General features: G+C 65.5%; 12 protein-coding genes and 1 other RNA gene. 10 read left to right on the forward strand and 3 right to left on the reverse strand.

What is annotated here, in order from left to right; all coding sequences use genetic code 11:
• Nucleotides 1-3: 3 nt before the first annotated feature.
• Nucleotides 4-1,374 (reverse strand): aminotransferase-like domain-containing protein, encoded by a 1,371-nt coding sequence (locus ABIB90_RS16110; RefSeq protein ID WP_354201114.1) that lies wholly within the window; start codon nucleotides 1,372-1,374, stop codon nucleotides 4-6.
• Between the two features lie 49 nt (nucleotides 1,375-1,423).
• On the opposite strand from ABIB90_RS16110, the gene ABIB90_RS16115 reads away from it, so the two are divergent.
• Complete coding sequence (locus ABIB90_RS16115) at nucleotides 1,424-1,888, forward strand: DUF983 domain-containing protein (protein WP_083869967.1); 465 nt, start codon at nucleotides 1,424-1,426, stop codon at nucleotides 1,886-1,888.
• Between the two features lie 72 nt (nucleotides 1,889-1,960).
• Nucleotides 1,961-2,674 (forward strand): alpha/beta fold hydrolase, encoded by a 714-nt coding sequence (locus ABIB90_RS16120; protein WP_354201115.1) that lies wholly within the window; start codon nucleotides 1,961-1,963, stop codon nucleotides 2,672-2,674.
• A 56-nt stretch (nucleotides 2,675-2,730) separates the two neighbouring features.
• On the opposite strand, the gene rnpB is transcribed toward ABIB90_RS16120, so the two are convergent.
• Nucleotides 2,731-3,161: RNase P RNA component class A (rnpB, locus tag ABIB90_RS16125), an RNA gene on the reverse strand.
• 149 nt (nucleotides 3,162-3,310) lie between these two features.
• On the opposite strand from rnpB, the gene ABIB90_RS16130 reads away from it, so the two are divergent.
• Both ABIB90_RS16130 and ABIB90_RS16135 read left to right on the forward strand, forming a co-directional pair.
• Complete coding sequence (locus ABIB90_RS16130) at nucleotides 3,311-3,664, forward strand: YciI family protein (RefSeq protein WP_007600836.1); 354 nt, start codon at nucleotides 3,311-3,313, stop codon at nucleotides 3,662-3,664.
• Between the two features lie 22 nt (nucleotides 3,665-3,686).
• Complete coding sequence (locus ABIB90_RS16135; protein ID WP_354201116.1) at nucleotides 3,687-4,919, forward strand: RNA polymerase sigma factor; 1,233 nt, start codon at nucleotides 3,687-3,689, stop codon at nucleotides 4,917-4,919.
• Nucleotides 4,920-5,038: 119 nt separating this feature from the next.
• Here the strand turns inward: ABIB90_RS16135 and ABIB90_RS16140 are convergent, their stop codons facing one another.
• Nucleotides 5,039-5,821 (reverse strand): N-acetylmuramoyl-L-alanine amidase, encoded by a 783-nt coding sequence (locus ABIB90_RS16140; RefSeq protein ID WP_354201117.1) that lies wholly within the window; start codon nucleotides 5,819-5,821, stop codon nucleotides 5,039-5,041.
• A gap of 523 nt (nucleotides 5,822-6,344) precedes the next feature.
• On the opposite strand from ABIB90_RS16140, the gene rsmH reads away from it, so the two are divergent.
• From rsmH to mraY, 6 genes are all read left to right on the forward strand, one after another.
• Entirely contained in the window at nucleotides 6,345-7,334 is a 990-nt protein-coding gene (gene rsmH, locus ABIB90_RS16145; protein ID WP_354201118.1) for a 16S rRNA (cytosine(1402)-N(4))-methyltransferase RsmH, read from the forward strand.
• Between the two features lie 3 nt (nucleotides 7,335-7,337).
• The gene (gene ftsL, locus ABIB90_RS16150) at nucleotides 7,338-7,730 is read left to right on the forward strand and encodes a cell division protein FtsL (protein WP_007600843.1); all 393 of its coding nucleotides are present in this window, start codon (nucleotides 7,338-7,340) and stop codon (nucleotides 7,728-7,730) included.
• Nucleotides 7,727-9,481 (forward strand): peptidoglycan D,D-transpeptidase FtsI family protein, encoded by a 1,755-nt coding sequence (locus ABIB90_RS16155; RefSeq protein ID WP_219683421.1) that lies wholly within the window; start codon nucleotides 7,727-7,729, stop codon nucleotides 9,479-9,481. The genes ftsL and ABIB90_RS16155 overlap by 4 nt, the downstream gene beginning before the upstream one ends.
• Before the next feature lie 84 nt (nucleotides 9,482-9,565).
• On the forward strand, nucleotides 9,566-11,038 hold the full coding sequence (locus ABIB90_RS16160; RefSeq protein WP_354201119.1) for a UDP-N-acetylmuramoyl-L-alanyl-D-glutamate--2,6-diaminopimelate ligase: 1,473 nt from the start codon (nucleotides 9,566-9,568) through the stop codon (nucleotides 11,036-11,038).
• Entirely contained in the window at nucleotides 11,035-12,414 is a 1,380-nt protein-coding gene (locus ABIB90_RS16165; protein ID WP_007600846.1) for a UDP-N-acetylmuramoyl-tripeptide--D-alanyl-D-alanine ligase, read from the forward strand. Before ABIB90_RS16160 ends, ABIB90_RS16165 begins: the two co-directional genes overlap by 4 nt.
• Before the next feature lie 165 nt (nucleotides 12,415-12,579).
• Nucleotides 12,580-13,683, forward strand: a complete 1,104-nt coding sequence (gene mraY, locus ABIB90_RS16170) for a phospho-N-acetylmuramoyl-pentapeptide-transferase (protein ID WP_007600847.1) — start codon at nucleotides 12,580-12,582, stop codon at nucleotides 13,681-13,683.

Consider the following 13,683-nt stretch of genomic DNA (forward strand, 5'->3'; position numbering starts at 1 on the left):
TTGCTAGACGATCTGTCTGGTGTCGGCGGGGCTGTCCAGCGCGCTCACGAGGATGCGTAGCGCTTCCGTCAATTCCGCCCTGTTGCGCGCCGCGCCAAGCGAGACGCGTGCCGCGTGTGGCGGCGTTCCGTCGACGGTGAAGGCCTCGCCGGCGACGACGGCTAGTCCATTCCGCAGGAGATGCGCCGCGACGTCGGCGCGGCCCTCAGGCAGCCGTAGCCACAGATGGTGAGCGGCGGGTTTGGCCTGGAACTCGAATCCTTTGAGCGCCCGTTGCGCGAGCTGCTGGCGGCCGACCGCCTCGCTCCTGATGGCGGTGATGATGCGGTCGGCGATCCCGGTCTCGATCCAATGCGTCACCAGCGCGACCATCAGCGGTGCCGGCATCTGCACCGTCGCCTGCAAAGAGTTGCGCATCTCCCGCTGCGAGCTGCTGTCGGGCGTCACCAGATAGGCGACCCGTAGCGCGGGCGCGATGCATTTCGACAGCGTGGTCGCGAGATATGTCCGTTCCGGAATGAGATTGGCGATCGGCGATGCCGAGCGATCGAGCAGCCCGTAGGCGTCATCCTCGATCAGAATCGTATCGGCATCGTTGATGATTTTTGCGATGGCGCCGCGGCGCTCGGGAAGAAGCGTCGCGGTGGTCGGATTGTGCAGCGTCGGAATGAGATAGACCGCTTTCGGTCTATGCGTGCGGCAAGCTTCCGCCAGCGCGTCGGGCAGGATGCCGCCGTCATCCATGGCGACGCCGACGAGCTTGACTCCGAGCCGCGCCGCGGCGGCCTTGATGCCGGGGAAGGTGAGGGCCTCCGTCAGCACCACGTCGCCGGGCCGGGCGAGATGGGCGAGCAGGTTGAACAGAATCGTCTGCGCGCCGGGAAAAATCACGAGCCTGTCGGCATGCGCATGCGGCACGCGTGCCCGCATCCACCGCGCCGCGACCTCGCGCTCATGTGCGCTGCCGCCGGGCGGCTGGTAGTTGAGATGCGCCGTCAGACCCGATTGCGCGCGGATGGCGTCCATCCCGGCGATGATGCGCTCGTCGAGCTGCGCTTCGAGAGGCTGCGGCGGCACGTTCATCGAGAGGTCAATCGCGACGGGATGCGGCAGGTCGACCGCGCGGCGCGCGCTGGTCTCCGACACGAACGAGCCCTGGCCGACCCGGGCCTCCATGATGCCGCGGCGCCGCGCCTCGGTGTAGGCGCGCGTCACCGTGGTGAGGTCGACGCCGAGCGCCTTTGCCAGCGCCCGCTGCGTCGGCAATTGTTGGCCGCGCACCAGCCGGCCGGCGGCGATGTCGGCCTCCATGGCCTCGACGATGCGCTGATAGCGCGGCCCGCTCAGCTCCGAGATTGTAGGGGTCCAATCCATGCAATTAAGGCCTATATCCTTTGAATGTATGGATACAAGATATTATTGTATGGATCGTAGAAAAGGAAGAGGTGGGGTCATGGCGACCGGTTCAGTCTCTCTGGCAAAAGCGATGTGGCGCGGATTTCGCGGCAAGTGCCCGAACTGCGGCGAAGGCCATGCGTTCGGCCGTTTCCTGAAGGTGGCGGATACCTGTGACCATTGCGGCGAGGAGCTGTTCCACCAGCGCGCCGACGATTTTCCGGCTTATCTCGTGATGGTCGTCGTCGGCCATCTCGTGGTCCCGGCAATCCTCGCGGTGGAGACCGCCTATGCCCCAGCAGTTTGGCTGCAACTGGCGGTGTGGCTGCCGGTGACCTTGTTCGCTTCGCTCGCGCTGTTGCAGCCGACCAAGGGTGCCATCGTCGGGCTGCAATGGCAGATCGGCATGCACGGTTTTGAGACGGGCAAGCTGCGGCGCGAAGCTGGTCGGCCTGCACCCGCCCTCGTGAAGGTGACCACTCGCGCGGCTTAAGAAGCCATAGCGTTTACATCGCGCGCTCGCCCGCTACACTCCATCGTACAAACAAGAACGATGGAAACGGCGATGGCCGCACGCTCAAAAACCTTCCTGCTCTGTCACGGCGCGTGGTCTGGCGGGTGGGCCTGGAAGAAGATGCATCCGCTGATGGCGCAGGCCGGCCATCGCCTGATTGCGCCGACCTATACCGGGCTCGGCGAGCGCGCGCATCTGGCCAGTCCCGCGATCGATCTCGACACGCATATCCAGGACATTCTCAACGTCATCAGGTTCGAGGATCTCAGCGACATCGTGCTGCTCGGCCACAGCTATGGCGGCATGGTCGCCACCGGCGTCGCCGATCGCGCGCGCGAGCGGGTGACGCAATTGATCTACCTCGACGCCTTCGTGCCGCGTGACGGCCAGTCGCTGTTCGATCTCAACGAGAGCGGGCGCGAGCCGATGCGCAAGGCGGCAAGCTCAGGCGACGGCTACCGCATCCCGCCAAACCCGCCACCGCCCGATACGCCGCAGGCCGATCTCGATTGGCTCAACGCGCGCCGGATCAACATGCCGATCAAATGCTTCGAGACAAAGCTGAAGCTCGAAGGTAGCGAGCCGGCGATGCCGCGCAGCTACATCTATTGCACGCGCATTCCGCCGGGCGACGTGTTCGGGCAATTCGCGAGGCGCACGAGGAGCGAGGACGGCTGGCGTTTTGTCGAGCTCGACGCCAGCCACGCGCCGAACGTGACAGCGCCGGACGCGCTGATGGGCGTATTGCAAGAGATCGTCGGATAGTGAGCGCCCAAATGGTGAGGGGCTCGATGCGGTCAGCATCGAACCCCTCGTTGCAAGATATCAGCCGGCCTGTAAGCCGGGTTCTGTAAGGCACCGTCCGCTTGCGCGAACGATACGTGACGGCCATTCCTCTGGGACCATGTTTGCACATGGCCTCGAGCAACCTACCCGGACGGCGGGCCTGACATCGCCCCGCGGCGTTATCGCTTTCGCGAACAGCCCGCTACGCCGTCCCTATTCGGTTTTGCTCCCGGTGGGGTTTACCATGCCGGCTCCGTTGCCGCAGCCGCGGTGCGCTCTTACCGCACCTTTTCACCCTTACCTGCCTACGCAGCTTGCGCTGCGAAGGCGGGCGGTTCGTTCTCTGTGGCACTTTCCCTGGGGTCGCCCCCGCCGGACGTTATCCGGCACCGTATGTCAAGGGAGCCCGGACTTTCCTCCCCGGCGGCCTTTCGGCACCTGCCGGAGCGGCCGTCCGGCCGACTGACGGGGCAGGCATGGGGCATTTATGACGGTTCCGTCAAGCTGATATCGCCGCGCATGCGGCCTGCAAATAATTTATCCTGAAGATGTCGTTTGGTGTGTGTCCCGTTCGACTGGATGTCGGCGATCCCGCCGAACAACAGGAGTTAAGCGATGCAATATTTGCTGATGATCTACCAGAACGAAGCCGAGTACGCGAATATGCGTCCGGCGGCCGGCCAGCAGATGACGGCGGAATATCAGACCTTCACGCAAGGCATCATTCAGAGCGGCAATTTCAAGGCGGGCGACCGTTTGCAGCCGACCACGACTGCGACGACGGTCCGCGTGCGCGACGGCAAGACTCTGACGACCGACGGCCCGTTTGCCGAAACGCGCGAGCAGCTCGGCGGCTATTACCTCGTGGAGGCCAAGGATCTCGATACCGCGATCGAGATTGCATCGCGGATTCCGTCGGCGCGTATCGGTTCGATCGAGGTGCGGCCGATCTGGGTCTACGACAAGTGACGGCGCAGCCGCGCATCGGCGCATGACACTGTCCGAGATCGACAAGATTTTCCGCGACGAGGCGGGGCGGGCGCTGGCCACGCTGATCCGCCTCGTCGGCGATTTCGATCTTGCCGAGGACGCGCTCCAGGACGCCTTTGCGGTGGCACTGGAGCGCTGGCCGGCGTGCGAGGTCCCCGACAATGCGCGTGCCTGGCTGGTCAATGTCGCCAGGCACAAGGCGATCGACCGTATCAGGCGCCAGGCCGTCTTCCGCGGCAAGGAGCAGGCGCTCGTGCACGAGCTCGAGCTGAACGCGCAAGCGCCCGCCGAGCCGCCGGCGACGCTCGACGACGATATGCTGCGGCTGATCTTCACCTGCTGCCATCCTGCATTTGCGCCCGAAGTCCAGGTCGCGCTGACGCTGCGCACCGTCTGCGGGCTCTCCACGGCGCAGGTCGCGCGCGCCTTTCTCGTCAGCGAGGAGGCGATGGGGCAGCGTCTGGTCCGCGCCAAGCAGAAGATCAGGCTCGCCGGCATTCCCTATGAGGTCCCCGAGCGCGACACGCTGGTGCCGCGGCTCGACGGTGTGCTTGCCGTGATCTATCTGGTCTTCACCGAAGGCTATGTGGCGACGTCGGGTGCGGATTTGATGCGGCCCGATCTTGCGGCCGAGGCGATCCGGCTTGGCCGCTTGCTCGACCGGCTGTTGCCCGATCGCGCCGGGATCAAGGGCCTGCTGGCGCTAATGCTGCTGCACGATGCGCGCCGCGCAGGGCGCCAGACCGCCGCCGGCGACATCGTGCTGCTGGAAGAGCAGGATCGTTCGCGGTGGGACCATGCACAGATCGAGGAGGGTCTGAGCCTGGTCGACGACGCGCTGCGCGTGCCCGGCCGGCCGCAGCCCTACGCAGTACAAGCCGCGATCGCCGCGCTGCATGCGCGTGCGCCGAGCTATGAGCAGACAGACTGGCCGCAGATTGCCGGGCTCTACGAGGTCCTGCTGCGGATCAACCCATCTCCGGTGATCGAGCTTAACCACGCCGCGTCGGTGTCGATGGTCGATGGGCCGGCACTTGCGCTCGATCTCGTGGATGCGACCGCCGCACGCGGCGGGCTTCATGGTTACGAACTGTTGCCAGCGGTGCGGGCGGATTTGTTGCGGCGACTCGGCCGGAATGAGGAGGCGCGCGAGGCTTACCGCGCGGCGACAGACGCGACGCAGTTGGAGCCGCTGCGACGACTTTATGCACGAAGGATGCGGGAGATGGAGTAGTCGCCACATACTCCGTCATTGCGAGGAGCGCTTGCGACGAAGCAATCCAGACTGCTTCCGCGGAGGCAGTCTGGATTGCTTCGCTTCGCTCGCAATGACGGGGTGCGTGGCAGTCGCCGTCACTTCGACGCGACCGTCGTTCCCTCCGCCGGCAAGCTTCCCAACAGTGCCTGCAAGGTCGACAGCGTCGAGTGATCCGCGACCCCATCCAGTCGCGCCGGGCGGAAATGGCGCTGGAACGCGGTGACGACTTCCATGGTCGCGCCGTCGTATTTGCCGGTGAGGGGAACGCCGTAGCCGTATCTGGCGAGCGCCTGCTGCAGGCTCAGCACCTCGTCGCTGATGGTGCCGAGCATCAGGCTCTCGCCGCGTACGACCGGCGCGGGCGTGACCCAGTGGCCGACCCCGGAATTGGCCAGCGAATGCCACGGAAATTTTTCGCCGGGATCTTTCTTGCGCGCAGGCGCCACGTCGGAATGGCCGAGAACCCGGTGCGCGGGCACCTTGCGACGGAGCATGATGCCGCGGCACAGCGCGATCACGGCGGCGATCTGGCGCAGCGGAAACTCCGGATAGCCCCAGTCGTGGCCGCGATTGACGATCTCGATCCCGATCGAGCAGGAATTGATGTCGTCCTCGCCGGCCCAGGCGGACACGCCGGCATGCCAGGCGCGCCTGGCCTCCGGCACGCATTGCACGATGCGGCCGTCTTCCAGCACGACATAATGTGCCGACACCTCGGTGCCTGCGGAGCAGAGCCGCGCCAGCGCACCTTCGACGTCGGGCATGCCGGTGTAGTGCAGCACGATCATATCGGGCTGCCGGCCCTTGTTGCGGTCGCCGTGGTTCGGTGAGGGGATGATGTCGGAGACGGTCGAGGAGTCCGGCTCGAACGTCCGCATGTTCGCGGCGGCCTTGGGAACCGGGAGAACACGTTGACGCTTCGAATCAGATCCAGACGGCGTGGACGAACCGGACGACATAAACAGCTCGAGACAGACAGAGAGTGGGCCAAGCCCTTCTCTTTACTATTCCTTTACCCTCCACCGTGCGCAACCGCGCGACGAGGTTAACGGATGCATTTTGGCGCATGTGTGTGGATGAAGCATCACCGCCGCGTCAGCTTTTCGACTTGTCGCGATCCGATCAACGCTTTCTTAACGCTAAGGGCCGTTACTGAGAGATGAAGAGCCGACCCGCGTCCGGAGGCGGCCAAAGCGTATTTTGGCTCGAAATCCCATGGCTGCCCGACAAATTCCAAAGGGAATACTGGGTTGGTGGCCCGGGACGACCGGGCACGGTAACCATGCTGGACGGGGATTGGGTCGTGGAACCGCCGCGACGCGGAATTATTCGAGGCGTTATGAGCTTGTTCGTCCCCGATCTCACTTGGGAGTCCGGCGGGGCGATCGGCAGGCTTGGCGCATGAGCTCGGCTCCGCACATCCCCGTTCTTGGCCGTGAGGCCATCGACCACCTCGCCCCACGCGAGGGCGGCCTTTACATCGACGCGACCTTTGGCGCGGGCGGCTACAGCCGCGCGATCCTCGACATGCCGGGAACCCGGGTGATTGCCATTGATCGCGACCGTACCGCGATCGCAGGCGGCGCCGAGCTGGTCGAACGCTCGGCGGGCCGGCTGACGCTGGTTGAAGATCGCTTCTCCAACCTCGCCGAAATCTGCGCGGCTCAAGGCGTCGATGGCGTCGACGGCGTCGTGATGGACGTCGGGGTGTCCTCGATGCAGCTCGACCAGGCCGGCCGCGGCTTCTCGTTCCGCCTCGATGGTCCGCTCGACATGCGGATGGGGCAGGCGGGCCCGACGGCGGCCGATGTCGTGGCGCGCGCCTCGGAAGGCGATCTCGCCGACATCATCTATCTCCTCGGCGAAGAGCGGCAGTCGCGTCGCATCGCCCGCGCCGTCGTCGCCGACCGGCAGGAGACGCCGTTCACGACCACACGCGCGCTCGCCGATCTCATCGGCAGGGTGGTTCGTTCCAAGCCTGGCGATATTCACCCGGCGACGCGGACGTTCCAGGCCCTGCGCATCTTCGTCAATGAAGAACTCGAGGAACTCCAGAACGCGCTCATCGCTGCCGAGCGTGTGCTCAAGCCCGGTGGTCGACTCGTGGTCGTCTCGTTCCATTCGCTGGAAGACCGCATCGTCAAGAATTTCTTCGCCGAGCGCAGCAAGACGGGTGGCGGTTCACGCCATCTTCCGGAAGTGTCGCAGGCGGTGCCGAGCTTCCAGCTCCTGACGCGGCGGCCGGTGATCGCGGGCGAGGACGAAGTCGCGCATAACCCGCGGGCGCGGTCGGCAAAGCTGCGCGCCGCCGAGCGCACCTCGGCGCCTGCGCAGGACGATCGCGAGCAATCGTCCTGGCCAAAACTCTCCGACGTCATGAGAGGTGGCTAGCGCATGCGCTTCATCCACCTGCTCGTCATTGGCGCGCTGATCTTCGCGGCGGCCTATGTCTATAGGATCAAGATGGACTCCACGGCGCGCACCGAAAAGGTGCTGCGGCTGCATGCGGAGATCCGCGAGCAGCGCGATGCGATCGCGGCGCTGCGCTCCGAATGGGCGAAGCTCGATGCGCCGCTGCGCCTGCAGGGCCTGTCCGACCGGCATCTGCAGCTCAAGCCGGTCAACGGCACGCAATATGATTCACTGAAGAACTTGCCCGAGCGTCCGCCGCGGATGTTCAGGCCGGGCGAGCCGGATCCGATCGGCGCCATGCTCAATACCATCGAAGCCGCGAGCGATCCCGATAACGTGACGGGCTCCGTGCCTCAGCCCGAGGACAAGCCATGAGTGCTGTGACCCCGGCCAAACCTGTAGGAAAGCCGACCGAGCCCTGGCGGCAACGGCTGATCCGCAGTCTGCTGTACGGGCGCAACGTCGATCGCGCCGCCAAGGCGCGGGCGCGCGTCGGCCTGGCGATGCTCGCCTTCGGCGCGGTCTACGCCCTGATCGGCGGCCGGCTCGTGATGTTCGCGATCGGCGCCGACGCCCACGGCGCGCGCCGCGCCGCGGCACAGGAGGTGGTCGCGACCGCGCGGCCCGACATCGTCGATCGCAACGGCGCGATCCTCGCGACCGACGTCAAGGCGTCGAGCCTGTTCGGCGAGCCGCGCCGCATCATCGACAAGGACGAGGCGATCGAGCTTCTGACCGCCACCGTGCCCGACCTCGATGAGGCCGAGGTGCGCGAGCGCCTGAAGACGCGCAAGGGCTTCGTCTGGCTCAAGCGCGAGATTACGGCGAAGCAGCAGCAGGATATCCACAAGCTCGGCATTCCCGGCATCGGCTTCCTGCGCGAGAACAAGCGCGTCTATCCGACCGGCAACGAGGTGGCCCACCTCATCGGTCTCGTCAACATCGACAACCAGGGCATCGCCGGCATGGAGAAGTGGCTCGACAATCAGGGGCTCGCCGATCTCCACCGCGCGGGCTTTGCCACCGACCGGCTGCAAAAGCCGATCGAGCTCTCGGTCGATCTGCGCGTCGAGCACGCCCTGCGTGACGAGCTCCTGAAGGCCAAGGAGAAATACCACGCCAAGGCCGCCTCCGGCATCGTCTCCAACGTCAAGACCGGAGAGATCGTGGCGATGGTCTCCCTGCCGGACTTCGATCCCAACAATCCGAAGGAAGCGCACGACCCCGACCGCATCAATCGCCTGACCACCGGCGTCTACGAGATGGGCTCGACCTTCAAGGCGTTTACGCTGGCGATGGCGCTCGATTCCGGCAAGATTAATTTGAACTCGATGTGGGATGCACGGGGGAACCTGCACTACGGCAAGTTCACCATCCATGACAGCCACTCGCTCGGACGTTTCATCAACACCAAGGAAGTGTTCTATTACTCCTCCAACATCGGCGCCGCGCGGATCGCGCTCGGCCAGGGAGTCGAGGCGCACAAGGCGTTCCTGGCCAAGATGGGCCAGTTGACGCGGCTGCGCACCGAGCTGCCCGAGAGCGCGGCGCCGCTGGTGCCGCGCCGCTGGAGCGAGCTGAACACGGTCACCATCGCGTTCGGCCAAGGCCTGTCGGTGGCGCCGCTCCAGGCGGTGATGGGCATCAACGCGCTGATGAACGGTGGCTACTTGATTCCCCCGACATTCATGAAGCGAAGCGAAGCTGAAGCGGCGGCGATGGCCAAGCGCGTGATCAAGCAAGAGACCAGCGACAAGATGCGGTATCTGATGCGGCTCAATGCGGAGGTCGGGTCGGCGCGACAAGCGGACGTCAAGGGCTATTATGTTGGCGGCAAGACCGGCACGTCCGAGAAAGTCATCAATGGCCGCTACGCCAAGAAGCGGGTGCTCAACTCCTTCACGGCGATCATGCCCTCCGACAATCCAAAGTATCAGATCCTGGTGATGCTGGACGAGCCACAGGCCCTGCCCGAAACCCATGGTTTCATCACCTCGGGCTGGAACGCGGTGCCGACCGGCGGCAAGGTGATCGAGCGGATCGCGCCGCTTCTGGGTGTCGAGCCGCGGTTTGACCTGCCGCCGTCCGACCGCCTTATTCTTGCAGCATCCAGGACAACCCAGTAATCAACCGGGTGGGCCGTTGCCGCTGCTGAGTCGGGATTTCCCTGGAGATTCGGCGATCCGGTCCGACATGTCGACTGGAAGACCATGAAGCTGCGCGACCTCCTCGATCAGGACGTTCAGGGCAATGACGCCGCAATCGAGCCCGCGGTCGCGGCGCTCGACGTGACCGGCGTTGCCCTCGACAGCCGCGCGGTCAAGGCGGGCGATCTCTTCTTCGCACTTGCGGGCAGCAAGACTGACGGCGCGCGCTTCGTCGATGCCGCGATTGCCGCAGGCGCGGTAGCGGTTGTCGGCGACCATGCGCCTGATGGCTGCAAGGTGCCGTTCATCACAGTCGCCAATCCGCGCCGCGCGCTGGCGCTGGCCGCGGCAAGATTTTTTCCGGCGCAACCCGCCACCATTGCGGCGGTGACCGGCACCAGCGGCAAGACCTCGGTCGCCGCATTCACCCGGCAGATCTGGGAGCGGCTCGGGCACGCCTCCGCCAGCATCGGAACCATCGGCCTGGTCTCGCCCAAACGTACAGTCTACGGCGCGCTGACGACGCCCGACCCGATCGCGCTGCACCGGCAGTTGGACGAGATCGCGCGCGAGGGCGTCACGCATCTCGCGTTCGAGGCCTCTTCGCACGGGCTCGACCAATATCGCCTTGACGGCGTGCGCGTGTCCGCCGGCGGCTTCACAAATCTCTCGCGCGACCACATGGATTACCATCCGACCGTCGCGCATTATCTCGCGGCCAAGCTCAGGCTGTTCCGCGAACTTGTCCCGCCGGGGGGCGCGGCCGTGATCTCGGCCGATCATGATTGCTCGGCGGAGGCAATCGACGCCGCAAAGTCGCGCGGCTTGCGCGTGATGGCGGTCGGTCGCAAGGGCGACGGGGCAGGCGAGGGCATTCGTCTCGCCGGTGCGGAGGTCGAAGGGTTTTCGCAAGTGCTCGCGCTCGAACATCGCGGCAAGCAATATGCGATCCGGCTGCCGCTGGTCGGCGAATTCCAGATCGAGAATGCGCTGGTGTCGGCCGGTCTCGCCATCGGCACCGGCAGCGACGCCGCAAATGTGTTTGCGAGCCTCGAAGGTCTCGAAGGCGCCAAGGGGCGGCTCGAGCGCGTCGGCGAGCGCAACGGCGCGCCGATCTTCGTCGACTACGCGCACAAGCCCGATGCGCTGGCGAAGGCGCTGCAGGCGCTGCGTCCCTACGCGAAGCGCAGGTTGGTCGTCGTGTTCGGTGCCGGCGGCGACCGCGATGCCGGCAAGCGTCCGATCATGGGCGAAATCGCAGCCGGCAACGCCGACGGCATCATCATCACCGACGACAATCCGCGCAGCGAGGAGCCGGAATCGATCCGCGCCGAAATCCTCGCCGCCGCCAAGGGCGCTCGCGAAATCGGCGACCGGGCCGCGGCGATCCGTACCGCGATCGAGGAATTGGAAGATGGCGATGCGCTGCTCATCGCCGGCAAGGGCCACGAGACCGGGCAGATCGTCGGCGGAGAGGTTTTGCCCTTCAGTGATCACGAGGCGGTCGCCGCCGCACTAGCGTCGAGGATTGCATGAGCGCGCCCATATGGACGGTGGCCGAAGTGGCGCGCGCGCTGGGCGCCGCCGGATCGTTCCCGGACACGCCGATCGACTTCGTCACCCAGGACAGCCGGCTGGTGAAACCGGGCAGCCTGTTCGTCGCGCTGAGCGGCACGCCGAGCGGCGGCTTCATCTCAGCCTTCGCCAGCGCGCGTGACGGCTGGGAGTTCGCGGAAAAGGCGGAAACTTCCGGCGCAGTCGCGATGATCGTGCCGCACGAGATCGCGGGCGTCCGCGTTCCCCAGATCGTCGTCAAGGACACGCTGATCGACGGCCTCTGGGGTCTTGCCCGCGCGGCACGTGCGCGCTTCAACGGACCGGTGATCGGGCTCACCGGCAGCGCAGGCAAGACCAGCACCAAGGAATTCCTCGCGGCCTACCCCAATGCCTATGCCAGCCCGTCGAGCTTCAACAATTTCTGGGGCGTGCCGCTGACGCTATGCAATGCGCGGCCCGATGCCAGTCTCTGGGTCGTCGAGATGGGCATGAACCAGGCCGGCGAAATCGCGCGGCTCAGCGAACTGACGCGGCCGACAGTCGCGCTCGTCGTCAACGTCCAGCCGGTGCATCTGGAGAAGCTCGGCTCGCTCGAAGCCATCCGTCGCGAGAAGGTGTCGATTGCACTCGGTCTGCCCGCGGAAGGCGTGCTGGTGCTGCCCGCCGGGATCAAGGCGCCGGACTGGAAGGGCAAGGTCATACGCTTCGGCGACAAAGCCGAGGTGCACGAGGTCGCGCACGCGCCGCATGGCGACAGCTGGCAGGTCGTGGCCGCGCTCGGCAAGAAGGAGATCGCGTTCAGCCTGACGCCGGGCGCGCCGCACCGCGTGCAGAATGCGCTCGCCGCGCTCGCATCGATCCGTGCGGCGAACCTCGATGCGGCGACGCTTGCGATCAAGCTCGACCGGGTCGGCATCATGACCGGCCGTGGCGTCGAGCAGGCGGTCGGCGGTATCACCGTGATCGACGACAGCTTCAACGGCAATCCGGCCAGCGTGGCTGCCGCGCTGCAAAGCCTTCAAGCGCGCAACACGACCGGCGGCCGCCGCATTGCGGTACTCGGCGACATGCTGGAGCTGGGCGATGGCGCGCCCGGCTATCACACCGGCCTCGCCAAGCATCTCGACGGCATCGACGGCGTCTATTGCGTCGGACCCCTGATGCGTCACCTGTTCGAGGTGCTTCCAGCAGGCAAGGGTCTCGGCTGGCACGACGACCCCGTCACGCTGAAGCCGGGCGAGGTCGCAAATCTGCTGAGGGCAGGCGATGTCGTGGTTGTCAAGGGCAGCAAGAAGATGTTCTGGGTCAACAAGTTTGTGCCGGGCCTAGTGGCCGCCTTGCAGGCAAGGGCGTAAACTGCTTGGAAGGCGCTGTTCCCGAATCCCACTCTTTCCGGCGCGAAGCCGTCCGGTTTTCTTTAGAGGTCGCCCGACCCCAGGATGAAGACCAGCGAATGCGCGTGAGGCAGGTTGATGAGGCCAAGATCAAGGCGCGTGCAAAGGCGCCATAGGACCGTCTGAATGTTTTACTGGCTGATCGAGCTCTCCAACACATTTCCGGGCTTCGGTGCCGTTCGCACCTTCCTGAACGTCTTCCGCTACATCACCTTCCGCACCGGCGGAGCCGTTGTCACCGGCGCGCTGTTCGTGTTCCTGTTCGGCCCCTGGATCATCGACCATCTGCGGATCCGGCAGGGCAAGGGGCAGCCGATCCGGGCCGATGGTCCGCAATCGCATCTCGCCAAGAAAGGCACGCCCACCATGGGCGGGCTGATGATCCTGTCCGGCCTCACGGTCGGCACGGTGCTGTGGGCCAATCCGCTCAACCCTTACGTCTGGATCGTACTGGCGGTGACGCTCGGTTTCGGCTTCGTCGGCTTCTATGACGATTATCTCAAGGTGACCAAGCAGACCACGACCGGCTTCGGCAGCAAGCTTCGCCTGCTGATCGAGGCGGCGATCGCGCTGGTTGCCTGCTACGCGCTGGTACGGCTGAACCGCGATCCCGCGTCGACCGCGCTGACGATTCCGTTCCTGAAGGACACCGTGCTGCATTTCGGCTGGTTCTTCGTCGTGTTCGGTGCCTTCGTCATCGTCGGCGCCGGCAACGCGGTGAACCTGACCGACGGTCTCGACGGCCTTGCCATTGTGCCCGTGATGATCGCGACGGCGAGCTTTGCGATGATCGCCTATCTCGCCGGCAACGCGGTGTTCGCCGACTATCTCCAGATCAAATATGTCGCGGGCACCGGCGAGCTCGCCGTGCTCTGCGGCGCGCTGCTGGGCGCGGGCCTCGGCTTCCTCTGGTTCAACGCGCCGCCGGCCTCGATCTTCATGGGCGATACCGGCTCGCTCGCGCTCGGCGGCATGCTGGGCGCGATCGCGGTGGCGGTGAAGCACGAGATCGTGCTCGCGGTGATCGGTGGCCTGTTCGTGCTGGAGGCGGTCTCCGTCATCGTGCAGGTGGTGTCGTTCAAGATGACGGGAAAGCGCATCTTCCGGATGGCGCCGATTCATCACCATTTCGAGCAGCTCGGCTGGACCGAGCCGCAGATCGTGATCCGTTTCTGGATCATCTCGGTGATGCTGGCGCTCGCCGGCTTGTCGACGCTGAAGCTGCGGTGA

Origin of the sequence: Bradyrhizobium sp. JR4.1, assembly GCF_040548605.1 — a bacterium.
Lineage (GTDB): Bacteria > Pseudomonadota > Alphaproteobacteria > Rhizobiales > Xanthobacteraceae > Bradyrhizobium > Bradyrhizobium canariense.

Coding starts and splice junctions, on each gene's coding strand:
- mraY (WP_007600847.1), top strand. CDS start 12,580: ATGTTTTACTGGCTGATCGAGCTCTCCAACACATTTCCGGGCTTCGGT.
- ABIB90_RS16165 (WP_007600846.1), top strand. CDS start 11,035: ATGAGCGCGCCCATATGGACGGTGGCCGAAGTGGCGCGCGCGCTGGGC.
- ABIB90_RS16130 (WP_007600836.1), top strand. CDS start 3,311: ATGCAATATTTGCTGATGATCTACCAGAACGAAGCCGAGTACGCGAAT.
- ABIB90_RS16115 (WP_083869967.1), top strand. CDS start 1,424: ATGGATCGTAGAAAAGGAAGAGGTGGGGTCATGGCGACCGGTTCAGTC.
- ABIB90_RS16135 (WP_354201116.1), top strand. CDS start 3,687: ATGACACTGTCCGAGATCGACAAGATTTTCCGCGACGAGGCGGGGCGG.
- rsmH (WP_354201118.1), top strand. CDS start 6,345: ATGAGCTCGGCTCCGCACATCCCCGTTCTTGGCCGTGAGGCCATCGAC.
- ABIB90_RS16160 (WP_354201119.1), top strand. CDS start 9,566: ATGAAGCTGCGCGACCTCCTCGATCAGGACGTTCAGGGCAATGACGCC.
- ftsL (WP_007600843.1), top strand. CDS start 7,338: ATGCGCTTCATCCACCTGCTCGTCATTGGCGCGCTGATCTTCGCGGCG.
- ABIB90_RS16140 (WP_354201117.1), bottom strand. CDS start 5,821: ATGCGGACGTTCGAGCCGGACTCCTCGACCGTCTCCGACATCATCCCC.
- ABIB90_RS16110 (WP_354201114.1), bottom strand. CDS start 1,374: ATGGATTGGACCCCTACAATCTCGGAGCTGAGCGGGCCGCGCTATCAG.
- ABIB90_RS16120 (WP_354201115.1), top strand. CDS start 1,961: ATGGCCGCACGCTCAAAAACCTTCCTGCTCTGTCACGGCGCGTGGTCT.
- ABIB90_RS16155 (WP_219683421.1), top strand. CDS start 7,727: ATGAGTGCTGTGACCCCGGCCAAACCTGTAGGAAAGCCGACCGAGCCC.